This window comes from Bradyrhizobium sp. Arg816 (assembly GCF_029989365.1).
In the GTDB taxonomy this organism is placed as follows: Bacteria; Pseudomonadota; Alphaproteobacteria; order Rhizobiales; family Xanthobacteraceae; genus Bradyrhizobium.
In genome coordinates, this window is the sequence record NZ_JAPRAQ010000024.1 from 79,558 (window position 1) to 102,178 (window position 22,621).

The window sequence follows — 22,621 nt, forward strand, 5'->3', positions numbered from 1 at the left end:
TCGCATCTCCCTCAAGAGCTTTTCGTTGTTGACGCGTTTTCTTCACGCGAACCGCTACGCACTTCGCTTGAAAACGCTATGCCCGGCGCAGCGACCAGTCGGTCGGCCGCGTCGAAGACGAAGACATCATTGGGATCGAGCACGGCATCGATGGTCTGGCCGGGCTCGAACTCGTGCACGCCGTGTAGCACCGCCACCCAGTTCGATCCGTCGCGGGTCAGATGCACGAAACTCTCCGAACCGGTGATCTCGGTCACCGTCACCGTGGCGTGGAAGGCATGGCGGTCGGCCTCGCCATTGGCAAGCGCGAGCTGATGGGCGCGGAAGCCGACGCGATAGGCGCCGTCGGCGAGCGATGAATAGAGACCGGAGGCCGGCGCGGCGATGCCGCCCGCATATTGCACAGAGCCGTTCTTCTTTTCGATGCCGACGAGGTTGAGCGGCGGATCGGAGAACACCTGGGCGACACGCAGCGTCTGCGGACGGCGGTAGACGTTCGGCGTCTCGCCGATCTGGAGCGCCTGCCCCTGCCACATGCAGACCGTGTTGCCGCCAAGCAGCAGCGCTTCGGTCGGCTCGGTCGTGGCATAGACGAAGATCGCGCCGGACGCCTCGAAGATGCGCGGCAGCTCGGTACGCAGCTCCTCGCGCAGCTTGTAGTCGAGATTGGCGAGCGGTTCGTCGAGCAGCACGAGATCGGCGCCCTTCACCAGCGCGCGCGCCATCGCGGTGCGCTGCTGCTGGCCGCCGGAGAGCTGGAGCGGCGTGCGTTTCAGGAACGGCTCGAGCCGGAGCAGCCGCGCGGCTTCCGCCACGCGCTTCTCGATCTCCTCACGCGGCTTGCCCTGCACGCGCAAGGGCGAAGCGATGTTCTCGTAGACCGTGAGCGAGGGGTAGTTGATGAACTGCTGATAGACCATCGCGACCGAACGCTGGCGCACGTCGACACCGGTGACGTCCTTGCCGTTGACCAGCACCTTGCCCGAGGTCGGCTTGTCGAGGCCGGCGAGCAGCCGCATGATCGAGGTCTTGCCCGACAGCGTCGGCCCGAGCAGCACGTTGAGCGTGCCGCTCTCGAGCATCAGCGAGACGTCGCGGATGTGTGGTATCCCCTCGACGGTCCGGGTCACATGATCGAGCGTCACGGTCATGGGCGTCCTCCCGCTTCCAGCAGGGGACTTTGCGGCACAGTATGGGTTGTAATCCAGTCGTTCAATGCAGCGATCTCGTCGGCAGATAGTCGCAGGCCAAGCTTGGAGCGGCGCCAGACGATGTCTTCCGCCGTGACCGCCCATTCATTGGCCATGAGGTAGCGGACCTCGCGCTCGGTCAGCGTCGCGCCGAAGGCCTGGCCGAGATCGGCCGCCGATTTGGCATCGCCGAGCAGCTTGATGGCACGGGTGCCGTAAGCGCGGGCGAGACGCCGGGCGTGCTCGAGACTGAGGAAGGGATAGCCGCGCTGGAGCTCGGCGATCAGGCCGTCGACGTCGGACACGCCCATGTCGCCGCCGGGCAGCGGCCATTTGCCGGTCCAGCCTTCGCGCGCTTTCGCACTGCGAAGATAGGGCGCGAGCCGTTCCAGCGCCTCTTCGGCGAGCCGGCGGTAGGTCGTGATCTTGCCGCCATAGATCGAGAGCAGCGGCACGCCGCCGGGTGTGTCGAGCTCGAAAACGTAGTCGCGCGTCGCGGCCTTGGCTTCGCTGGCGCCGTCGTCATAAAGCGGTCGCACGCCGGAATAGGTCCAGACCACGTCCGCTGAAGTCACCGGCTTGGCCAGATATTCGCTCGCGGCGGCGCAGAGGTACTCGATCTCTTCGGGCGTCGCCTTCACCTTGGCGGGATCGCCGTCATAATCGCGATCGGTGGTGCCGATCAGCGTGAAGTCGTCCTGGTACGGGATCACGAAGATGATGCGGCCGTCCGCGTTCTGGAACATGTAGGCGCGGTCGTGGTCGTAGAGTTTCTTGACCACGATGTGCGAGCCCTGCACCAGGCGCACCTTGGCTTTCGCGTTGACGCCGGCGCCGCGGCCGAGCACATCCTCGACCCAGGGGCCGCCGGCATTGACCAGCGCGCGGGCCTGGATCGACGAACGCGCGCCGGTCAGCGTGTCGACCATGCCCACGGTCCAGATGCCCCCGGACTGCTTGATATCCGTCGCGCGGGTGCGGGTGCGGATCTCGGCGCCCTTGTCGGCGGCATCGCGCGCGTTGAGCACGACGAGACGGGCGTCGTCGACGAAACAGTCGGAATATTCGAACGCGCGGCTGTAGCGGTTCGGGATCAGCGGACGGCCAACCTCGTCACGCCTGAGATCAACCGAACGCGTCGCCGGCAACAGGTGCCGGCCGCCGATATGGTCATAGAGGAAGAGGCCGAGACGCAGCAGCCAGGCCGGACGCAGGCCGGCGTGATGCGGCAAAACGAAACGCAGGGGACGGATGATATGGGGCGCGATGCCCCAGAGGATCTCGCGCTCGATCAGCGCCTCGCGGACCAGGCGAAACTCGTAATATTCGAGATAGCGCAGGCCGCCATGCACCAGCTTGGTCGACCAGGACGAGGTCCCGCTCGCCAAATCGTTCATTTCGCACAGGAAAACCGTGTTGCCACGGCCCACCGCGTCGCGCGCGATGCCGCAGCCGTTAACACCGCCTCCGATAATGGCGAGGTCGAAAATACGCTCCAACAGACGCATCCCCCGGGACCGCTCGTTCCTTCGAGCGACTACTTTCGTTTTTGATTAGATCATACCGAAAAACGAAAGCAAGATGAAAGAGAGGCGAAAGGAAGTGAAAGAGGAACTTTTTTAACGCCAATGCGGCGGAGAAATCGGCAGGAGAACGGCCAAGTTTGGAGGCAAAAGGCTTGATCGAACAGCACCGCAGGACTTGAATGTAGCAACATGCCTACATATAATTCTGGTTAGCAAGGCATTGCCACGGCGAGAAGGCTCTTACGATGGTGACCACCCTGACCAGCCGGGAATTCAACCAGGATACAAGCGGCGCCAAGAAAGCAGCCTCGCAGGGGCCCGTCTTCATTACGGATCGCGGCCGCCCTGCCCACGTCCTGCTGACCATCGAGGATTATTTGCGCCTGAGCGGCGGGCACATGAGCCTTGCCGAAGCTCTGGCGCAGGCGAACGCGGACTTCGATTTCGATCCGCCTCGCATGACAGGCGGGATCAAGACTGCCGATCTCGACTGATGTTTCTGCTGGACACCAATGTCATTTCCGAACTGAGGCGACCGAACAAAGCTGATCGCAATGTCGTCGCCTGGGCCAATGCAATTCCCGCGGCGAATTTTTTCATATCCGTGATCTCGATTCTCGAAATCGAACTGGGCGCGCGCCTGATCGAGCGCAAAGACGCGGTCCAAAGTACAGTCTTGCGCACGTGGATCGACGATCACATTCTTGCCCGCTTCGAGGGGCGGATCCTGGCTATCGATACGGTCGTGGCACAGCGCCGTGCCCAACTTCACGTTCCCAACCCGCGGGCCGAACGCGATGCCCTCATCGCAGCGACCGCGCTTGTTCACGCCTTGACCGTTGTTACGCGCAACGTGGGGGATTTCGAACCAACAGGCGTTCCGCTGCTCAACCCATGGAGCGGCGCCTAGGCCGCTATCTCAGCCGCACCACCGGCGCGGCTTCCGGTGCCGCATCCTGAGCATCGGCCGTCGCATCATCGATATCCGCCCCCTTCGGCATCGCCGCCATCACCTCGATGCCCTTGCTGTGGCAGATGGTGGCGAGACGCTCGGGCAGCTCCTGGTCGGTCACGAAGGTCTGGATCTGGGTGATATGGGCGATGCGCACCGGCGCGCTGCGGCGCAGCTTGGTGGAGTCGGCAACCAGCATGACGCTGCGGGCATTGGCGATGATGGCCTGCGCCACCTGCACCTCGCGATAGTCGAAGTCGAGCAGCGCGCCCTCCTCGTCGATCGCGGACGCCCCGATGATGGCGTAGTCGACCTTGAACTGGCCGATGAGCTGAGTCGCGGTCGAGCCGACCACGGCGCCGTCGGCACGCCGCACCGTGCCGCCGGCGACCACCACCTCGATGCGGGGATGGCGGTAGAGCAGCATCGCGACGTTGAGATTGTTGGTGATGACGAGGAGGTCCTCGTGCGAGGTCAGCGCGCTCGCCACCTCCTCGGTCGTGGTGCCGATATTGATGAAGAGCGAGCAGCCGTTCGGGATCAACGAGGCGGCCGCAGCCCCGATCGCCTTCTTTTCGTCGGCGGCGACGAACCGCCTCGCCTCGTAGGCGAGGTTTTCGACGCCGGAGGCGATGATGGCGCCGCCGTGGATACGGGTCAGCGAGCGGCGCTCGCAGAGATCGTTGAGATCCTTGCGGATCGTCTGCGCCGAGACCTCGAACCGCCGCGCGAGCTCCTCGACCATGACGCGCCCCGAGGCGCGCGCGATGTTGAGGATTTCGGCTTGGCGATGGGTCAATCCGGTCACGGCGATGGCCTCAAATCAGGAAGGCGCATGGTGCGGCGGTTCGCACGTTCGGTCAATGCGCTCAGCGATCACGGTTAACGGACGAAGCCTCTCACCATGCCATCGCGGCGGCGAGACGCGCGAGCAGTTCCGGATCGTCGAACGCGCCGGCGGAGGCGACCGCGCCGGCGCCAACAAGGTCGGCATGGCTGAGGCTCGTCCGGATGCCGATGGTCGGAATGCCGGCGGCCGTCGCCGACTGCACGCCGGAGCGGGAATCCTCGAACGCGATCGAAGCCGTCGCGCTGCCGCCGACGAAACGCAGCCCCTCCTGATAGGGCAGCGGGTGCGGCTTGCCGTGAGGCAGCTCGTCGCCGATCACAAGCGCCCTGAAGCGGTGCGTGATGCCGAGACCGGAGAGCAACAGCTCGGCATTCAGACGCGGCGCGTTGGTTACGGCGACCATGGGAATGCCGGCGGCATCCGCGCGGTCGAGCAGCGCCATCAGCCCCGGAAGCGGCTCGATCTGTCCGGCGACGAGTGTGCGGAAGACGATCTCCTTCTCTCCGAGGATCGCGACACGCTGTTCCACGGTTTCGTCGGGCAGAAAGCGCTCGCCGATCGACGCATTGGCGAAGCCTTGCAGCTCCCTTGAGAAGCGCGCGTGATCGAACAGATGGCCGCGCGGCCCAAGCACCTGGTTGAACGCCTTGAGGTGCAGCGGGTCGGTGTTGGCCAGTGTGCCGTCGATGTCGAACAGCAGCGCCCTGCCCGTCACTTGCCCCTGCGCCTGCCCTTTGGCCTCGATCATTTCCGTACTTTCCCGAATGCACGATGCATCAATACGAAACACGTATCAATGCAGCCCCGATCACGCAATGACGCATCGACATGCTCGCCACGCGACACTCGACAAAGTCGCGCGCGGCTGCAACACTCCGCGCAAGATCAAAAAGGAGGAAACGATGACGATCAACCGACGCGATCTGGCTCTCTCGACTCTTGCCGTCTCAACCCTTGCGGCCTCTGCGCTTGCTCTCACACCGGCGCTGGCCGCTTCGGCGGACGAGGAAGCCGTGGCCAAAAAGGTCGAGGCCTTCCGCCTTGCCCAGATCGCGGCCGATCCCAAGGCGCTCGGCGCGCTCTGCGCCGACGATGTGAGCTACAGCCATTCCAACGGCAAGGTCGAGGACAAGGCGACCTTCGTCGCCAACGCTACCGACGGCAAATCAAAATTCCTGTCGATCGAGTACAAGGACCCGACCATCAAGGTCGTCGGCCCCGCCGCGATCGTGCGCTTCCACTGGATGGGCGAACAGGAAATGGCAGCCGATGGGAAAAAAGTATCGACCAATCTTCACATCCTGATGAACTGGCAGAAGCAGGGCGACGATTGGAAGCTGCTGTCGCGGGCTGCGACGAAGTTGTGATGAGTTCTTGCCCTCTCCCCTTGCGGGAGAGGGCGGCATAGGGCGGCCTCCTCCCCGCAAGAAGAGAAGGCAGAGCAGCGATGTGCTAGGCAAAAAATTCCGACCACGCGCTATGCGTGCCCCGGAATGATCAGAGGGACTATTACGCCGCTTCCTTCACATCGCCGTTAACCAGCTTGCGCGCGGCACGCTCGGCTTCGCGGGCGTTGCGGAAAAGCTGGCCTTCAAGGCGATTGAAGCGATGGGACGAGGCGAAGAAACAATAGCCTCCCTGAGAACGAACGACGATACCTGCGGTTTGCGAGTCGACTTCGATAATGTAGCTGTCCGACATGGTCCGTGGATTCCCTCAGTGCGGGCAAATAACGGCAGTCCTGCCCAAAGGTTCCTGAGCATTTTGTGGCCGTTTCCACCCCGAATCGACACGCAATTGAGTACGCCGGGACCTCATCCGTTTTATGACTTGTTCTTGGCGAAGCCGCGACGCGGTGACTCAGTCGCGCCGCGTTTGCCGCAAGTTCTCGTGAGATGGGCAGAGCGTCGCGCGCGATTACGTCGCGATCGGCGGATCGTTGCGCTGGATCGCTTGCGGACGGCCGTCATCATCGATCGAGACGTAGGTGAAATGACCGTCGGTGACGAGGATCGGCTGGAGCTCCCTGCGCCGCAGCGCCCAGGCCTCGAGATGCACGGTCATCGAGGTGCGGCCCACGCGGACGAGATTGGCGTAAACTGAAACGAGATCGCCGACATAGACCGCCTTGCGAAAATTCATCGCCTCGATCGCCACGGTGACCGTACGCGACCTCGCGAGCTTCGATGCGAACACGCCGCCGCCGACATCCATCTGGCTGAGCAACCAACCGCCGAAGATGTCGCCGTTGGCATTGGTGTCGGCGGGCATTGCCAGCGTGCGGATGCAGAGATCGCCGCGCGGCTCGGTGTCGGACGTTTCGGTCATGTCGGTCTCACTTGAAATTGTCCCAGCCCGGATCGGGCGCAAAGCGCCCGCCGAATCGCTCGGCCAGCGCGCGCAAGGTGGATACGACATTTTCCACGCCGCGCGTGCGCGCGTAGTTCAGCGGACCGCCGCGGAACGGTGCATATCCAGTGCCGAAGATCATGGCGCCGTCGACCGCATCGGCATCGTCGACGATGCCTTCGCGGAGTGCCGCGACGCAGACGTTTGACATCGGCAGCACCAGGCGGTCGATCATCTGGTCGGTGACCCGCGGGCCGGTCTCGGGCAGCGGCGCCTTCTCCGCCTTGCCGTCCTTCCAGGTGTAAAAACCCTTGCCCGTCTTGCGGCCGAGTTCGCCCTTGGCGACCTTCTCGCGCAACCAGGCCGGCGTCGGCGGGAGCAGATCGCCGAACTTGGTACGCAGCATGTCGCCGACGTCGAGGCAGATGTCGAGCCCGACCTGGTCGGCGAGCTCGATCGGCCCCATCGGCATGCCGAACTGCTCGGCCGCCGCGTCGATCAGGCGCTGGTCGATCTTCTCGTCCAGCATCACCATCGCCTCCAGCATGTAGGGCGTCAGCGCACGGTTGACGAGGAAGCCGGGCGAGCTCTTCACGGAGAGCGGCAGACGGTCGATCGCGCCGACGAAGGCGAGCGCCTCCTTCAGCACCTGCGCATCGTTGCCGTCATGGCTGACGACTTCGACCAGCTGCAGCCGCGACACCGGGTTGAAGAAATGCAGGCCGACGAGGCGCTCGGGCCGCGCCAGCGTGGTGCGCAGATCCTGGAGCGGAATGCTCGACGTGTTGGTCGCGAGGATCGCGTCCGGCTTCAGCTTCGGCTCGAGGCCCGCATAGACCTTCTGCTTCAGCTCGAGCTTTTCCGGCACCGCCTCGATGATGAGGTCGGCGTTGCGGACGCCCTCGCCGTCCATGTCGGGGATCAGACGATCCAGCGCATCGCGCACTTCGGTCGGCTTGCGGATGATCTTGCCGTAAAGCTCGGCCGCGCGCTTCACCGCGCCGGCGACCGGCTCCGCCTTCATGTCCGCGAGCGAGACGCGCAGCCCCTGCCCCGCACACCAGGCCGCGATATCACCACCCATGGCGCCGGCGCCGATGACATGGACGTGCTTGATCGTGTTGCCGCCACCGGCCGTCTTCTTCATCTGCTCGCGCAGGAAGAACACGCGGATCAAATTCTGCGCGGTCGGCGTCACCATCAGCCTGGCGAACGAGGCCTGCTCGGCCTTCAGCATCGCGGCCTTGCTGCCGCCATGGGTCTCCCAGAGATCGATCAGCGCGTAGGGCGCCGGATAATGCTCGCGTGGCGCGGCCTTCGCCGCCTCCGAGCGCATGCGCCTGGCCAGCAGCCCGCGCACGGGACCGAAATTCGCCGCGTGCGTCAGAACGCCCGGACGCGCCCGCTTCAGACGGCCGAACAGCGCATCCTTCACCGCGTTACGGACGTGCCGCTCCTGCGTCACGGTATCGACAAGGCCGAGCGATCTGGCGCGGCGCGCATCGATGGTGCGGCCGGTCAGCATCAGCGCCATCGACTGGGTCGGATTCACCAGCGCGGTGAAGCGCGCGGTGCCGCCGAGGCCGGGATGCAGGCCGAGCATCACCTCCGGGAAGCCGAAGCGCGCGCCATCGATCGCAATGCGCGACTGGCAGGCCAGCGCGACCTCCAGCCCGCCGCCGAGGCAGAAGCCGTGGATGACCGCGACTGTGGGCAGCTTCAGCGCTTCCAGGTGATCGACCACGGCATGCGCCGCACGGATGCGTGTCTCGACCATCTCGGGATCGCGGGCGCCGCGGAATTCGTTGACGTCGGCGCCGGCAATGAAGCCGGACGGCTTTGCCGAGCGGATCACGAGGCCCGCGGGACGTTCGGTCTCGATCGCCGCGAGCACGGCATCGAACTCCTCCATCACGTCCGAGGACAGCGTGTTGGCGCTGCCATCTGCGCGGTCGAACAGCAGCCAGGCGACGCCGTCGGCATCGCGCGTCAGCTTGAAGTGCTTGTAGGGGCTGTCGGTCGCGGGCTTCGGCCCAAGCTCCAGCACGCGGTCGCCAAGCGCGGTCATGATCCTGGAATCCATGGTCACACCGCCTCGATCAGCATGGCGCCGCCGAGCCCGCCGCCGATGCATTCGGTCGCAACGCCGCGGCGCGTGCCGAGCCGCTTCATCGCGTTGACGAGATGCAGCACGATGCGGTTGCCGGACGTGCCGACGGGATGGCCGAGCGAGATGGCGCCGCCATCGACGTTGAGCTTGTCACGGTCGATCTCTCCGGCCGCGCCATCGAGGCCCAAGATCTCGCGACAGAATTTGTCGTCGTTCCAGGCGGCGAGACAGCCAAGCACCTGCGTCGCGAAGGCCTCGTTCAGCTCCCAGGTCTCGACGTCCTTGACGGTGAGGTCGTTGCGCTGGAGCAGCGGCGTCGCGGACATCACGGGTCCAAGCCCCATAATGCTGGGATCAAGCGCAGCCCAGTGGCTGTCGACGATGACGGCCTTCGGCGTCAGTCTGTGCTTGGCCACCGCCGCGTCGGAGGCGAGGATCACCCAGGAGGCGCCGTCGGTGATCTGCGACGAATTGCCGGCGGTGACCTGGCCCCAGGGGCGTTCGAACACCGGCCGGAGCTTTGCCAGCGTCTCGGCCGTCGAGTCAGGCCGCACACCGTCGTCATGGTCGAAGAATTTTCCGTCGCGGGAGAACGCGGTCTCGACCTCGCCCTTGAGGAAACCTTCGGCCTGCGCCTGCGCGAGCCGGCGATGACTCTCGGCGGCATAGGCGTCGGACTGTGCCCGCGTGATGCCGAAGAGATGGCCGACGACCTCGGCGGTCTGGCCCATGTTCAAGTCGGTGATGGGATCGGTGAGGCCACGCTCGAGGCCGATGATCGGCTTGAGATAGCGCGGCCGCAGCCTGAAGGCGGCAGCGAGCTTCGCGGCCACGCCCTTGGCGGTGGCAAGGCCGGCGAACCAGCGCACGCCGGAGTTTGGCCAGACCAGCGGCGCGTGGCTCAGCGCCTCGGTGCCGCCGGCGAGGATCATGTCGGCATGGCCCTCGCGAATGTAGCGGTAGGCCGTGTCGATCGACTGCATGCCGGAGCCGCAATTGATCTGCACGGTGAAGGCGACCATGTCCTCGCCCATGCCGAGCCGGAGCGCGGCGACGCGGGCCGGGTTCATCTCGTCCGCGATCACGTTGACGCAGCCGAGGATGACCCGGTCGAAATCCGTTGGCGAAAACGGCTGGCGCGCCAGCAGCGGCCGGCCGCATTGCACAGCGAGATCGACCGGCGTGAACGGTCCCGGCCCCGAACGCGCTTTGAGAAACGGCGTCCGGCTGCCGTCGACGATGAAAACCGGTCGTGCCATCAGCTCGCCGCCCTCTGTTCACCGAGTTCCTGGAAGAACTGATGCACATCTCCGGTTTTCTTGTAAATCGGCGACAGCGCTTCCGGCGCAAAATCATCGACCTCGATCACTTTTGTGACGGCTTCGTGAGCGGCGGCAAGCTGCTCACCCTCGGCCTGCGTGATCACGCCCTTGGTGACGGCGTCCTTCCAGTCGCGCATGTGCGCCGCGCGCATGCGCTTGGCGATGGCATCGGTGCCCGCAACCAGCTTGAATGCGCGCTCCAGCCGGGCAAAGCCGCCGTCGTCGTCGACATAAGCGAGATCCGGCGTGAGACGCTCGCGCGCGGCCGACGGCTCCAGCACGAGGCTGGCGCATTGGTGCACGACCCGGTCGGACGGGCCGAGCACCCGCGCGCCGAAGGGTTGGACGATGAGCTTGAGGATGACAGCGACAAAACGATTGGGCAGATTGGCGAGGATCTCGGCGAGCCGGTTCTCGATGGTCTTGAAGCCGGTCGCCATGCACCATTCGAGCGCAGCAAAATCCTCCTTCTGCCGGCCTTCGTCCTGCCAGCGCTTCAGCGCCGCCGAAAGCAGGTAGAGCTCGGAGAGGATGTCGCCGAAGCGCGCCGACAGCATCTCCTTGCGCTTGAGCGCGCCGCCAAGCGTGAGCAGCGCCATGTCGGCGCAGAGCGCAAAGGCCGCGGAGTAGCGCGCGAGCTGGCGATAGAATGGCGTGGCATCGCCCGCATCCGGCGCAAGCGCGAAGGCGCCGAAGCTCCAGCTCCGGCCGAATGCACGCAACAGCGTCTGGGAGCTATGGCTGACATGTTTCCAGAACGCCTTGTCGAACGCGGCGAGCCCGCGCTCGCGATCGGTGTCGGCCAACGCGTTCATCTCGTCGAGCAGATAGGGATGCGCGCGGATGGCGCCCTGCCCGAACACGATGAGGTTGCGCGTCAGGATGTTGGCACCCTCGACCGTGATACCGACAGGCACGGCGCGGTGCAGATTGCCGAGATAGTTTTGCGGACCGTCGATCACGGCCTTGCCGCCATGGATGTCCATGGCGTCGTCGACTGCGGTGCGCATCCGCTCGGTCGCGTGCAACTTCATGATCCCGGAGATGACGGCGGGATGGATGCCGGCATTCAGCGCCGCGCAGGTCAGCCGGCGCGCCGCGTCGAGCTGGTAGGCGGTCGCGACGATGCGCGCGAGCGGCTCCTCGACGCCCTCGAATTTGGAAATGGAGATGCCGAACTGCTCGCGGATGCGGGCATAGGCGCCGGTGGTGCGGGCGGCATAGGCGGCGCCGGCCGCCGACAACGACGGCAGCGAGATGCCGCGGCCGGCGGCAAGCGCCGTCATCAGCATCTTCCAGCCCTGCCCGAGTTTCTCCTTGCCGCCGATGACATAGTCGAGCGGGATGAAGACGTCGCGGCCCCAATTCGGGCCATTCTGGAACACCTGCATCGACGGCAGATGACGATGGCCGATCTTGACGCCGGGCAGATTGGTCGGGATCAGCGCGACGGTGATGCCGAGCTCGTCCTGGCTGCCCACGAGGTGGTCGGGGTCATAGGCCTTGAAGGCGAGACCGAGCAGCGTCGCCACCGGGCCGAGCGTGATGTAGCGCTTGTGCCAGTTGAGCCTGAGGCCAATGACCTCGCGGCCCTCGAAATCGCCCTTGCAGATGATGCCGGTGTCGATCATCGAGGCGGCGTCGGAGCCGGCTTCGGGGCTGGTCAGGCCGAAGCAGGGAATGTCGCGGCCGTCGGCGAGGCGCGGCAGCCAGCGCTCCTGCTGCTCTTTCGTGCCGAAGCGCATCAACAGCTCGCCGGGCCCGAGCGAGTTCGGCACCATCACGGTGACGGCCGCCGCAATCGACCGGGTCGAGATCTTGCGCACCACTTCCGAATGAGCATAGGGCGAAAAGCCGAGACCGCCAAACTCCTTCGGAATGATCATGCCGAAGAATTTTTCGCGCTTGACGAAATGCCAGACCTCCGGCGGCAGGTCGCGCCATTCCCAGAAGATCTTCCACTCGTCGAGCATGGCGCAGAGCGCCTCGACCGGGCCGTTGAGGAAGGCCTGCTCCTCGGGGGTCAGCGTCGCCTGAGGCACCTTCAGCAATTTTGTCCAGTCGGGGTTGCCGGTGAAGAGGTCGGCATCCCACCAGACGTCACCGGCCTCCAGCGCCTCGCGCTCGGTGTCGGACATCGCCGGCAGCACGCCGCGCGCCCAGGAGAAGATCGGCTTTGTGATTTTGTCGCGGCGGAAGCTCATGGCTGACCTCATGCATCGGCGCGGTTATCGGCATTTTAGCGGAAAGTGGCCGGGGTAAGTGAACACTTCGCGAGCAAAAAGAAGCGAATTGACGCGGCCGGGCGGCCGCCCCGGGGGCCATAACGGCCGGGGCGTGGGGCAGTTCCGGGGAGGGAAAATAGGGAGGGACGTCGCCACATCGTCATTCCGGGGCGCGCCTCTTGGCGCGAGCCCGGAATCCATACTCCCGATGGTGGTTATGGATTCCGGGCTCGACGCCACGCGTCGCCCCGGAATGACGTGTGGAGAGAACGGCGGCTTGGCCTAATCCGGCCGCACCATCTCGAACATGTTCTCCGGCTTGATCTCGAAATAGTCGCCGCGACGGCCGGCGCGGACGATGGGGCGGGCGGCGGCGGTCTGGTAGACGCCGTCCTTGATCATGGCCTTGTCGATATGGACGGCGACGACCTCGCCCAGCGTCAGCCAGGCGTCGGCCTCCTTGCCGTCGGCGCCCTTGAGGCGGACGATGTCGGAGACCTTGCACTCGAAGGCGACGGGGCTCTCAGCCACCCGCGGCACGTTGACGAGCTTGCCGGGCACGGCGGTGAGGCCGGCGATCTCGAACTCGTCGACCTCGGGGGCCACATGCGCGGCAGTCGCGTTCATGTGCCTGGCGAGGTCCATGGTGGCGAGATTCCAGACGAACTCGCCGGTCTGCTCCATGTTCGAGACCGTGTCCTTCCAGTTGGTGGAGGAGAAGCCGATGATCGGCGGCACGTAGCAGAACGCGTTGAAGAAGCTGTAGGGCGCGAGGTTGACGTGGCCCTTGGTGTCGCGGGAGGAGATCCAGCCGATCGGCCGCGGCGCGATGATGGCGTTGAAGGGATCGTGCTTGAGGCCGTGGCCCTTGGAGGGCTCGTAGAAATAGAGGTCTTTGTCGGTCACGGCGAGGTCTTCCCCTGATCCTGGTAGCCCGGATGGAGCGAAGCGTAATCCGGGTCCGCCAGCGCGACGCTGAACCATCCCGGATTGCGCTTCGCTCCATCCGGGCTACGTCGGCCAGCTTATAGGGGGAAATTCCAGCGCCCGTCAGTGGCGCGGGGACAGACCCGCGATGACGAAATCGATCATCTGGTCGATGGTTGGGCCCGGCTTGGTGGCGCACTGGGCGATCATCTGGGGGTGGAAAAAGCGCATCATCGCGGTGCAGGCGCACAGCGACGCCAGTTGCAGGTCCGGCGCCTCGAACTCGCCGGACGCGGCTCCCTGCGCGATCACCTGGCCGATGACGCCGGCAATGCACTCCATATGGGCGACGCAGACGTCCCAGTCCTCCTGCATCGCGATCTCGACCATCTCATGCAGCTTGTTATCGCCGACATAGCGCTCGGTGTTCATGCGATGGATGGTGGTCAGCAGTTCGCGGAAGCGCGGGAGCACCGGACCGGGCCGCGCCACGATCCGCTGCGCTTCGATCTCGACCTCGCCCATCAAGGCCCGCGCCACCGACTGGTGAATCGCCTTCTTCGATTCGAAGAAGCGATAGACGTTGGCGGGGCTCATCCTGAGCTCCTTGGCGATGTCCCCGACCGTGGTCTTCTGGTAGCCGATCTGGCGGAACAGCCGCTCGGCCACCTCGAGGATACGATCCCGGGTGTCGCCTTCGATATGTTCCGCAACCAGTGTCATGTGTCAGGACTCGTCCGTCAGCAGTCTTCTCATTTATTCAGCCGCTTCAGCAAGCGGAATTGCGTGCTGGTCATCGCTCCCATGCTGCGGCGCGGCAGGTTGCTCGGGGGTGCCCGCCTCGTCCAGGCTCTTCCTGAACCACAGGGCGTAGAGGCCCGGAAGGTAGAGCAGCGTCAGGAAGGTCGCGACGAACAGGCCTCCCATGATCGTGATCGCCATCGGGCCCCAGAACGCCGAGCGCGACAACGGGATCATGGCCAGGATCGCGGCGAGCGCCGTCAGCACCACCGGCCGGGCGCGGCGGACGGTTGCCTCCACGATCGCCTCACGGCGGGTCAGGCCGTGGGAAACGTCGGTCTCGATCTGGTCGACCAGGATGACGGCGTTGCGCATGATCATGCCGGCGAGCGCGATCAGGCCGAGCAGCGCCACGAAGCCGAACGGGGCATTGGCGACGTTGAGGCCGAACGAGGCACCGACGATGCCGAGCGGCGCGGTGAGGAACACCAGGATCAGGCGCGAGAAGCTCTGCAGCTGGAACATCAGCAGCGTCAGCATCACCATCACCATCAGCGGGAAGAGGATGAAGATCGAGGCGTTGCCCTTGGCGGATTCCTCGAACGCCCCGCCCGGCTCGATGCGGTAGGCCGGCTCGAGATTGTCCTTGATCGCCTTCAGCTTCGGCGTGATCTGGCTGGTGACGTCGGGCGCCTGCACGCCGTCGACGACGTCGGAGCGCACGGTGATCGCCATGTCGCGGTTACGCCGCCACATGATCGGCTCCTCATGGGCATACTCGATCTTGGCGATCTGCTGGAGCGGCACGGCGACGCCGTTCTTCGAGGTGATGGTCAGATCGCCGACGCCGCCGAGATCAAGGCGTTCGGACGGGACCGCACGAGCGACCACGCCCACCTTCTCGATGCCGTCGCGAATAGTCGTGACCGGCGCACCCGAGATCAGCATCGACAACGCCTGCGAGACGTCCTGCGGCGTCAGGCCCATGGCGCGGGCACGATCCTGGTCGACGACGAGCTTGAGGTAGGGCGACTGCTCGTTCCAGTCGAGCTGGACGTCCTTGACGCTCTTGTTCTGCCGCATGACGTCGCGGACCTGGTAGGCGATCTCGCGCACCTTGTTGGCGTCGGGGCCGATCACGCGGAACTGGACGGGGAAGCCGACCGGCGGACCGAAGTTGAAGCGGTCGACGCGCACACGCGCCTCGGTCAGCATGCCCTCCGCAGCCGCGTTCTCGATCTTGGCCTTGATGCGCTCGCGCGCCTCGACGCCCTTGGCGACGATGACGATCTCGGCAAAGGCCTCGTTCGGAAGCTGCGGATTGAGGCCGAGCCAGAAGCGCGGCGAGCCCTGGCCGATATAGGACGTATAGGTCTCGATGTCCTTGTCGTCCTTGAGCAGCGTCTCGGCCTTCTTCACCGCCTTCTCGGTAACGTTGAAGGCCGTGCCCTCGGGCAGGCGGAGCTGGAGGAACAGCTCGGGCCGCTCCGACAGCGGGAAGAACTGCTGCTGGACATGGCCGAAGCCGACGATCGAGGCGATGAAGACGCCGACGGTCGCGGCCACCACGGTGATGCGGTGGTTGACGCACCATTGCACGATGGCGCGCAGGCCGCGGTACATGCGGGTTTCGTAGACCGCGTGCGGATCGTGATTGTGGTGCACCTTGATGTTGGGCAGCAGCATGACGCCGATATAGGGCGTGAAGATCACCGCCACGAACCAGGAGGCGACCAGCGCGATCGCCACGATCCAGAAGATGCTGCCGGCATATTCGCCGACCGCGGAATTGGCAAAGCCGATGGGGAGGAAGCCAGCGGCCGTGACCAGCGTTCCCGTGAGCATCGGAAACGCAGTGGATTCCCAGGCAAAGGAGGCCGCGCGAAAACGGTCCCAGCCCTGCTCCATCTTCACCACCATCATCTCGACCGCGATGATGGCGTCATCCACCAGCAGGCCGAGCGCGATGATCAGCGCGCCGAGCGTGATGCGGTGCAGATCGAGCGACATCGTGTTCATGACGACGAAGACGATGCCGAGCACCAGCGGCACCGACAGCGCGACCACGATGCCGGTGCGCCAGCCGAGCGCCAGGAACGACACGAACAGCACGATGACGAGCGCTTCCATGAAGGAGTGCACGAACTCGCCGACGGCGTGCTCGACCACCTTGGGCTGGTCGGCGATGAGCTTGACGTCGATGCCCTGCGGCACCGCCTTCATGAACTCGGCGGTGGCCTTCTCGACCTCCTTGCCGAGATCGAGGATGTTGGCGCCCTTGGCGGTGACGACACCGATGCCGATCGCGGCCTTGCCTTCCTGGCGCACGATGAAGCTCGGCGGGTCGACATAGCCGTGGGTGACGGTGGCGATATCACCCAAACGGAACACGCGGCCGTTGCTCTCGACCGGCGTTTCGGCGACGGCCTTGGCGCCATCGAGCGCGCCGGTGACGCGCAGCGGCACGCGCTGCGACGAGGTCTCGACCGTGCCGGCCGGAGTCACGTTGTTCTGCTTGGCGAGCGAATCGAACAGCGCCTGCGGCGTGATACCGAGAGTGGCGAGCTTGGCGTGCGAGAATTCGACGAAGATGCGCTCGTCCTGGTTGCCGTAGACGTCGACCTTGGTCACACCAGGCACCTTCAGCAGGCGCTGGCGGAAGCCTTCCGAGACCTTCTTGAGCTGGGCATAGTCGGCGCCGTCGCCGGTCATCATGTAGAGGATGGAATCGACGTCGGAGAACTCGTCGTTGACGACGGGTCCAAGAATGCCCGAAGGCAACTGGCCCTGCACGTCGGCGAGCTTCTTGCGCAGCAGATAAAACAGATACGGCACGTCCTTCGGCGGCGTGGAATCGCGGAAGGTCACCTGGAGCGCGGTGAAGGCCGGCTTGGAATAGGTCTGCACCTTCTCGAAATAGGGCAGCTCCTGGATCTTCTTCTCGATGGGATCGGCGACCTGCGTCTGCATCTCCTGCGCGGTCGCGCCCGGCCAGATCACGGAGACGTTGACCACCTTCACCGTGAAGAACGGATCCTCGGCTCGCCCGAGCTTCTGGTAGGAGAAGAAGCCGGCGACGCCGAGTATGATCATCAGGAACAGGACCAGCGTCGGATGGCTGACGGCCCAGGCCGAAAGATTGAAGCGCTTCATCGCACTCTCCAAAGATGGTCCGATTGCAAAAAAACCACAGCCACTCTGTTCAAACCGTCGTCGCGAGGCAGCGAAGCAATCCAGGGGGCTGGGCAGATTCTGGATCGCTTCGCCGCTTCAGCCCCAGCATTTGCGCTTGGGCCGAAACTCACCTCACACGACGTAACTCGTAAGCTCTAGAAGGACAGCGACGAGACGATCCGCACCCGCTGGCTCGGATCGAGCTTCTGCACGCCGAGCGCCACGATCTTGGCGCCCTCGTCGACACCGCTGGTGATGATGACGTCGTTGCTCTCGTAGGACTTCACCACGACCGGCTTGAGCGTGACGCTGCCATTGTCGTCGACGACGTAGAAGGAGGGCTTGCCGCCTTCGTTGAACAGCGCCGACAGCGGCAGCCGTGCGACCCGCTCGGTCGCGGCATCCGACAGTGTCAACGTCGCGGTCATGCCGAGCGAAACCTTGTCGCCGGCCTCGGGCAGCGAGAACTTTGCAAGATAGGTGCGCGTCGACGGATCGGCCGTCGGCGCGATCTCGCGCAGCTTGGCCGCATATTTCTTGTCCGGCTCCGACCAAAGAGTGACGCTGGCGGCGCCCGACTTGGCACGCCCAACCAGCGTCTCAGGGATCGCGACAACCGCTTCCTTCTCGGCAAAGCGGGCGACACGGATCGAAGTCTGGCCTGCGGCAACCACCTGGCCGGGCTCGATCAGCGTTGCGGTGACGACGCCACGGGCGTCGGCGTTGAGCGTCGCGTAGGAAAGAGAATTCTTGGTCAGCTCGACCGAGCGCACGGCCCGGTCAAGACGCGCGCGGGCCTCATCGGCGGCGGCGCGGCTCGAATCCATCGCCGCATCCGTAGTCCAGCCCTTGGCCTTCAAATCCTTGGCGCGCTGCTCGGCCGCGGCGGCCTGGGCCAGAACGCCGGTCGCGGCAGTCTGCTCGGCGACGGACTGCTCGGCCTGGAGTTTTAGATCGACCTCGTCGAGGGTCGCGAGCGGCTGGCCGATTTCGACGGTCTGGCCGACCTCGACCAGACGCTTGGCAACCTTGCCGGCCACGCGGAAACCGAGATCGCTCTCGATCCGGGGCCTGACAGTGCCGACGAAGCTGCGCTCCGGCGTCTCGGCATCATAATGGGCGGTCGCGACCAGAACCGGCCGCGGCGGCTCGGCCTTTTCAGCGACGGTGTCATTGCACCCGGCCAGCGCCGCGGCCATCAGGGCCAGCGACACACCCGCCAAGAGCTTGGAATAGCTGGACAAAACTGACCGGACGAACATCGGAGGACACTCCCGCGACTGCGATAAGAGGAATGTCGACTAATCACTGATAAAAGTCAATAATCGTCAGTCATCAGGAAAGCGTGATCGTTAAGGGGTGGTAAGGATTGGGTGAGCCTTGTGCGCTGGTAATGCGCACCATCTCTTGATAGGGTTACATGTAACCAGCGGAAATACGTATGAGCCCTTCAAAGCCCAAGCCGTCTCGTATGAAGGTGCAGGCCCACCGCGATCGATTGCGTGCACAAGGCCTGCGGCCGATCCAGATCTGGGTGCCGGATATCCGCTCGCCCTCCTTCCGATCAGAAGCCCATCGCCAATCACTTGCGGTCGCAACGAGCTCACATGAAGCCGAAGACCAAGGCTTCATCGATGCCGTATCCGATTGGACCGATGAATGAAGCGAGGTGAGGTCTGGACGGTGGCAGGCGGCAAGGACTATGCGGGCAAGCCGCGCCCCGTCGTCATCGTGCAGGACGACAGCTTTGACGCCACGAACTCCATCACTGTCTGCGCCTTCACGACCGGCGAAACCGAGGCGCCACTTTTCCGGCTCAAGGTCGAGCCAAACGACGGCAACGGCCTTCGAACTCCGTCTCGACTTATGGTCGACAAGATTACTACAGTGCCGAAAGCCAAGATAGGAACGTTGGTGGGACGCCTAGACGATGACGACCTCTTGCGTCTCAACCGCGCTGTGCTGGTGTTCCTTGGACTGGCTGGTTCGCAGAGAAGCGCCAGCGCAGATTAGCCCGGATGGAGCGCAGCTCAATCCGGGGCCTGCAGGCTGTAGCTCGAGCGCTCCCGGATTTCGCTTCGCTCCATCCGGGCTACGCAGCGGTGCGGGCGGCCTATCGCCCCTGCCCGGCGAACTCGTGCTTGCTCTCATGGCCGCCGACAAACACTAGGATGCCGGCGATCAGGGGCAGGACGGCCAGCACCAGCAAGCCGGTCGAGGTCTGGCCGGTGGCTTCCTTGACCCAGCCGATCAGGTAGGGCCCACCGAAGCCGGCGAGATTGCCGATCGAGTTGATCAGCGCGATGGCGCCGGCCGCGGCCGTGCCCGAGAGCCAGGCGGTCGGCAGGGTCCAGAACACGCCGAAGCAGCAGAACACGCCGATCGCCGCGACGGTGAGCACCACCATCGTCATGGTGGGATCGGTGAGATAGGAGGAGGCGGCAAGCGCGACGGCGGTGAGCAGCAGCGGCGCGCCGACATGCATCACGCGCTCGCGCGTCGCATCCGAATGCCGCGCCCACAGGATCATCGCGATGGTGCCGAACAGGTACGGGATCGCGGTGACGAAGCCGGTCTGGGCGTTGGTGAGGCCGAACGCCTTGACGATCTGCGGCAGCCAGAACTGCATGCCATAGAGCGCGCCGACGAAGCCGAAATAGACCAGGCTCAGCATGATCACCTTCGGCGACGACAGCGCCTCGCCGAGCGACAGATGCTTCACCGCCTGCTTGGCCGCGATTTCCGAATCGAGCCTGGACTTGAGCCAGGCCTTCTGATCGGCCGAGAGCCAGTCCGCCTTCTCCGGCTTGTCGGTGAGATAGAACCAGGTGACGATGCCCAGCAGCACCGAGGGGATGCCCTCGATGATGAACAGCCACTGCCAGCCCTTCAGCCCCATCGCGCCGTCGAGCCCGAGCAGCAGGCCCGAGACCGGCGCGCCGATCACGGTGGAGACCGGGACGGCGATGGCGAAGGCGGCGAGGAAGCGGGCGCGATACTCGGCCGGGTACCAATAGGTGAGATAGAGGATGATGCCGGGGAAGAAGCCGGCTTCGGCGACGCCGAGCAGGAAGCGCAGCACGTAGAAGCTCGTCACGCCGCTGACCAGCGCCATCAGCGCCGAGATGATGCCCCAGGTCACCATGATGCGAGCGATCCAGCGGCTCGCGCCGAACTTTTCCAGCGCCAGATTGCTCGGCACCTCGAAAATGAAATAGCCGATGAAGAAGATGCCGGCGCCCCAGGAGAAGATCAGCGGCGTGAACTTCAGCTCGGCGTTCATGGTCAGCGCGGCGAAGCCGAGATTGACGCGGTCGAGATAGGAGAAGAAGTAGGCCAGCACCAGGAACGGAATCAGGCGCCAGGAGATGGCGCGGATCGTCGAGGTCTCGATTTCCGACTTGGCTGAGCCGGTGGAACCGGCATAGGTCGTGGTCTGGCTCATGGCTTCCCCCCGGGGTTGTTGCTTTTATGGGCTAATGAGCGGTTTTCAGCATCGTGGGCAAAGAGTCAATGGAAGCAATGCAGGTGTCGCAGCCGGTCAACACCATTGCGCTGCGGCAGCGATCGCTGATCCGCGCCGCCCTTGCGCTGGTCGTGATCGCCTGCGGGCTGTCGTTGCGCTGGTACGGCTTTCCACTCGGGCTTCCCGCCTTCGTCGTGAAGTATGGCGGCTCGCTGCTGTGGGCGACGATGGTGTTTCTGCTGGTTGGGGTGTTGCTGCCGGGGATGTCACGGAGCCGACTTGCAGCCATCGCCGTGGCGATCGCGATCGCCGTCGAGTTCTCCCGGCTGGTGCATGTGCCCTGGCTCGACGCGTTTCGCCTCACCACCGCGGGCGCGCTGCTGTTAGGACGGATATTCTCGCTGTGGAATCTGGTGGCGTATGGGGTGGGGATTGCGTTCGGCGTTTGGGTCGATGGTCTTGTAGGGTGGGCAAAGGCGCGCTAGCGCCGTGCCCACCATCTTGCCGTTTTGCAAACGAGAGCGGTGGGCACACTTCCGCCTTCGCTCTTCGAGCTACGGCGGACAAGTCGCTTTGCCCATCCTGCGAGACCGGCGCCACGGCGAGCGCCCCTCACTCCGCCAATTGAAACCGCTCGAAACGGTCGAGCTCCTCCTCGATCACGCGCTTCAGCTCCTTGCGCCCCGCCGTCTTCTTCCCCTGCCCGACCCAGGTCCATTTCTGCATCAACAGCTTTTTCGCCTGCCTATCGGTCTTGAGATCAAGCGCCGCGACGATCTCGTCGCCCACCAGCACGGGCAACGCGAAATAGCCGAGCTTGCGCTTGGCCTTCGGCACATAGGCTTCGAACAGATGGTTGTAGCCGAAGAACAGATTGGTGCGCTTGCGCTGGATGATCAGGGGATCGAACGGCGAGAGGATGTGAACGAGATCGGGCGAGGCGTCCTCACCCGGCTCCAGCGCCGCAGGCGCGGCCCAATGCTCCTGCTTGCCGGCGCCCTCGATCGCAACGGGCACGAGCTCACCGCGGCGGACGCGTGAGGCGACCAGCTGAGCGATTGCCTTCTTGCTCGGCGCATCGAGGTGGCAGATCGAATCCAGACTGACCACGCCCTGCGACCGCAGCGCGCGGTCGAGCAGATGGGCCGTGATGTCCCTTGCCGACGCCGGCTTCGGCAGCTTGTCCCAGCCGAAGTGCCGCGTCATCAGCTCATAGGTCTTGAGCATGCCCTGGCGCGCGCTGACGGTCGCGACGCCGGTGTAGAAGGCGAGTTGCAAAGCCCGCTTCGAGGGCTTTCGGCTCTGCCAGAGATGCTCCTTCTCGGTGAGCACGTCGTCCTCGATGTCGCGGATCGTCAGCGGACCGGCGCGCAGCAGCCGCATCACCTTGCCCGTATCGGCCGGCGTGACCGAGGCGTACCATTTGTGCCCCTCGCGCCGGTGCTCGCGCATCGCCGGCAGGAAGAAGCGAAAATCGTTCGCCGGCACGTAGGACAGCGCATGGGTCCAGTATTCGAACACGCTCCTGTCGACGCTCTGGGCCTGGCGCAGATCGGCACGCCGGTAGGACGGGATGCGGCTGAACAGGATGTGGTGGTGGCTGCGCTCGATGACGTTGATGGTGTCGATCTGCACATAACCGAGATGGGCGATCGCATCCGCCACCGCGCGCGCCCCCTCCCCGAACGGCGCACGCTCGTCCAGCCGCTGGGCATGCAGCCAGATCTGCCGGGCCTGTGTCGTTGGGATCGGAAAGGGTTTGGGCGCGCGTGACATTGCAGAAGGCAAT

Annotated in this window: 21 protein-coding genes; 6 read left to right on the forward strand and 15 right to left on the reverse strand. The window is 64.7% G+C overall.

All coding sequences use genetic code 11. The features are described 5' to 3' along the window. Nucleotides 1-11 precede the first annotated feature (11 nt). Nucleotides 12-1,151, reverse strand: a complete 1,140-nt coding sequence (locus tag OWC48_RS37020; protein WP_282524413.1) for an ABC transporter ATP-binding protein — start codon at nt 1,149-1,151, stop codon at nt 12-14. Then, a complete protein-coding gene (gene glpD / locus OWC48_RS37025; protein ID WP_282524414.1) occupies nt 1,148-2,698 on the reverse strand; it encodes a glycerol-3-phosphate dehydrogenase in 1,551 nt (516 codons plus the stop codon). Before glpD ends, OWC48_RS37020 begins: the two co-directional genes overlap by 4 nt. A gap of 263 nt (nt 2,699-2,961) precedes the next feature. Between glpD and OWC48_RS37030 the strand changes: the two genes are divergently transcribed. Together OWC48_RS37030 and OWC48_RS37035 are read left to right on the forward strand one after the other, a co-directional pair. After that, nucleotides 2,962-3,210: a type II toxin-antitoxin system Phd/YefM family antitoxin gene (locus tag OWC48_RS37030; RefSeq protein WP_282524415.1), complete on the forward strand. Its 249-nt coding sequence runs from the start codon at nt 2,962-2,964 to the stop codon at nt 3,208-3,210. Further along, nucleotides 3,210-3,626 (forward strand): type II toxin-antitoxin system VapC family toxin, encoded by a 417-nt coding sequence (locus OWC48_RS37035; RefSeq protein WP_282524416.1) that lies wholly within the window; start codon nt 3,210-3,212, stop codon nt 3,624-3,626. The genes OWC48_RS37030 and OWC48_RS37035 overlap by 1 nt, the downstream gene beginning before the upstream one ends. Nucleotides 3,627-3,630: 4 nt before the next feature. Here the strand turns inward: OWC48_RS37035 and OWC48_RS37040 are convergent, their stop codons facing one another. Together OWC48_RS37040 and OWC48_RS37045 are read right to left on the reverse strand one after the other, a co-directional pair. Beyond that, a complete protein-coding gene (locus tag OWC48_RS37040) occupies nt 3,631-4,476 on the reverse strand; it encodes a DeoR/GlpR family DNA-binding transcription regulator (RefSeq protein ID WP_014497447.1) in 846 nt (281 codons plus the stop codon). Between the two features lie 91 nt (nt 4,477-4,567). Continuing rightward, nucleotides 4,568-5,266, reverse strand: a complete 699-nt coding sequence (locus tag OWC48_RS37045; protein ID WP_282524417.1) for an HAD family phosphatase — start codon at nt 5,264-5,266, stop codon at nt 4,568-4,570. A 154-nt stretch (nt 5,267-5,420) separates the two neighbouring features. Here OWC48_RS37045 and OWC48_RS37050 point away from each other — a divergent pair, with 154 nt between their 5' ends. Then, complete coding sequence (locus OWC48_RS37050) at nt 5,421-5,885, forward strand: nuclear transport factor 2 family protein (RefSeq protein WP_282524418.1); 465 nt, start codon at nt 5,421-5,423, stop codon at nt 5,883-5,885. 142 nt (nt 5,886-6,027) lie between these two features. On the opposite strand, the gene OWC48_RS37055 is transcribed toward OWC48_RS37050, so the two are convergent. From OWC48_RS37055 to OWC48_RS37095, 9 genes are all read right to left on the reverse strand, one after another. Then, the gene (locus OWC48_RS37055; protein WP_282524419.1) at nt 6,028-6,219 is read right to left on the reverse strand and encodes a hypothetical protein; all 192 of its coding nucleotides are present in this window, start codon (nt 6,217-6,219) and stop codon (nt 6,028-6,030) included. 216 nt (nt 6,220-6,435) lie between these two features. Next, entirely contained in the window at nt 6,436-6,846 is a 411-nt protein-coding gene (locus OWC48_RS37060) for an acyl-CoA thioesterase (protein ID WP_085398536.1), read from the reverse strand. Nucleotides 6,847-6,853: 7 nt separating this feature from the next. Further along, nucleotides 6,854-8,950: a 3-hydroxyacyl-CoA dehydrogenase NAD-binding domain-containing protein gene (locus OWC48_RS37065; protein WP_282524420.1), complete on the reverse strand. Its 2,097-nt coding sequence runs from the start codon at nt 8,948-8,950 to the stop codon at nt 6,854-6,856. Nucleotides 8,951-8,952: 2 nt separating this feature from the next. Continuing rightward, a complete protein-coding gene (locus OWC48_RS37070; RefSeq protein WP_282524421.1) occupies nt 8,953-10,236 on the reverse strand; it encodes an acetyl-CoA C-acetyltransferase in 1,284 nt (427 codons plus the stop codon). After that, a complete protein-coding gene (locus tag OWC48_RS37075; RefSeq protein WP_282524422.1) occupies nt 10,236-12,503 on the reverse strand; it encodes an acyl-CoA dehydrogenase in 2,268 nt (755 codons plus the stop codon). The genes OWC48_RS37070 and OWC48_RS37075 overlap by 1 nt, the downstream gene beginning before the upstream one ends. Nucleotides 12,504-12,806: 303 nt before the next feature. Then, nucleotides 12,807-13,430: a flavin reductase family protein gene (locus tag OWC48_RS37080; RefSeq protein ID WP_282524423.1), complete on the reverse strand. Its 624-nt coding sequence runs from the start codon at nt 13,428-13,430 to the stop codon at nt 12,807-12,809. Nucleotides 13,431-13,574: 144 nt separating this feature from the next. Continuing rightward, entirely contained in the window at nt 13,575-14,174 is a 600-nt protein-coding gene (locus OWC48_RS37085; protein ID WP_282524424.1) for a TetR/AcrR family transcriptional regulator, read from the reverse strand. Between the two features lie 33 nt (nt 14,175-14,207). After that, a complete protein-coding gene (locus OWC48_RS37090) occupies nt 14,208-17,345 on the reverse strand; it encodes an efflux RND transporter permease subunit (RefSeq protein ID WP_282524425.1) in 3,138 nt (1,045 codons plus the stop codon). A 176-nt stretch (nt 17,346-17,521) separates the two neighbouring features. After that, nucleotides 17,522-18,628 (reverse strand): efflux RND transporter periplasmic adaptor subunit, encoded by a 1,107-nt coding sequence (locus tag OWC48_RS37095; RefSeq protein ID WP_282524426.1) that lies wholly within the window; start codon nt 18,626-18,628, stop codon nt 17,522-17,524. Between the two features lie 209 nt (nt 18,629-18,837). Between OWC48_RS37095 and OWC48_RS37100 the strand changes: the two genes are divergently transcribed. Together OWC48_RS37100 and OWC48_RS37105 are read left to right on the forward strand one after the other, a co-directional pair. Next, nucleotides 18,838-19,029 (forward strand): antitoxin MazE family protein, encoded by a 192-nt coding sequence (locus OWC48_RS37100; RefSeq protein ID WP_282524427.1) that lies wholly within the window; start codon nt 18,838-18,840, stop codon nt 19,027-19,029. Beyond that, the gene (locus OWC48_RS37105) at nt 19,026-19,379 is read left to right on the forward strand and encodes a type II toxin-antitoxin system PemK/MazF family toxin (protein ID WP_282524428.1); all 354 of its coding nucleotides are present in this window, start codon (nt 19,026-19,028) and stop codon (nt 19,377-19,379) included. The genes OWC48_RS37100 and OWC48_RS37105 overlap by 4 nt, the downstream gene beginning before the upstream one ends. A gap of 100 nt (nt 19,380-19,479) precedes the next feature. On the opposite strand, the gene OWC48_RS37110 is transcribed toward OWC48_RS37105, so the two are convergent. Continuing rightward, nucleotides 19,480-20,811 carry an MFS transporter gene (locus tag OWC48_RS37110; protein ID WP_282524429.1) on the reverse strand — a complete coding sequence of 444 codons (1,332 nt, stop codon included), beginning with the start codon at nt 20,809-20,811 and terminating at the stop codon, nt 19,480-19,482. A gap of 77 nt (nt 20,812-20,888) precedes the next feature. On the opposite strand from OWC48_RS37110, the gene OWC48_RS37115 reads away from it, so the two are divergent. After that, complete coding sequence (locus tag OWC48_RS37115; protein WP_282524465.1) at nt 20,889-21,317, forward strand: DUF2809 domain-containing protein; 429 nt, start codon at nt 20,889-20,891, stop codon at nt 21,315-21,317. A gap of 127 nt (nt 21,318-21,444) precedes the next feature. Here the strand turns inward: OWC48_RS37115 and OWC48_RS37120 are convergent, their stop codons facing one another. Beyond that, on the reverse strand, nt 21,445-22,608 hold the full coding sequence (locus OWC48_RS37120; RefSeq protein ID WP_282524430.1) for a winged helix-turn-helix domain-containing protein: 1,164 nt from the start codon (nt 22,606-22,608) through the stop codon (nt 21,445-21,447). Nucleotides 22,609-22,621 lie beyond the last annotated feature (13 nt).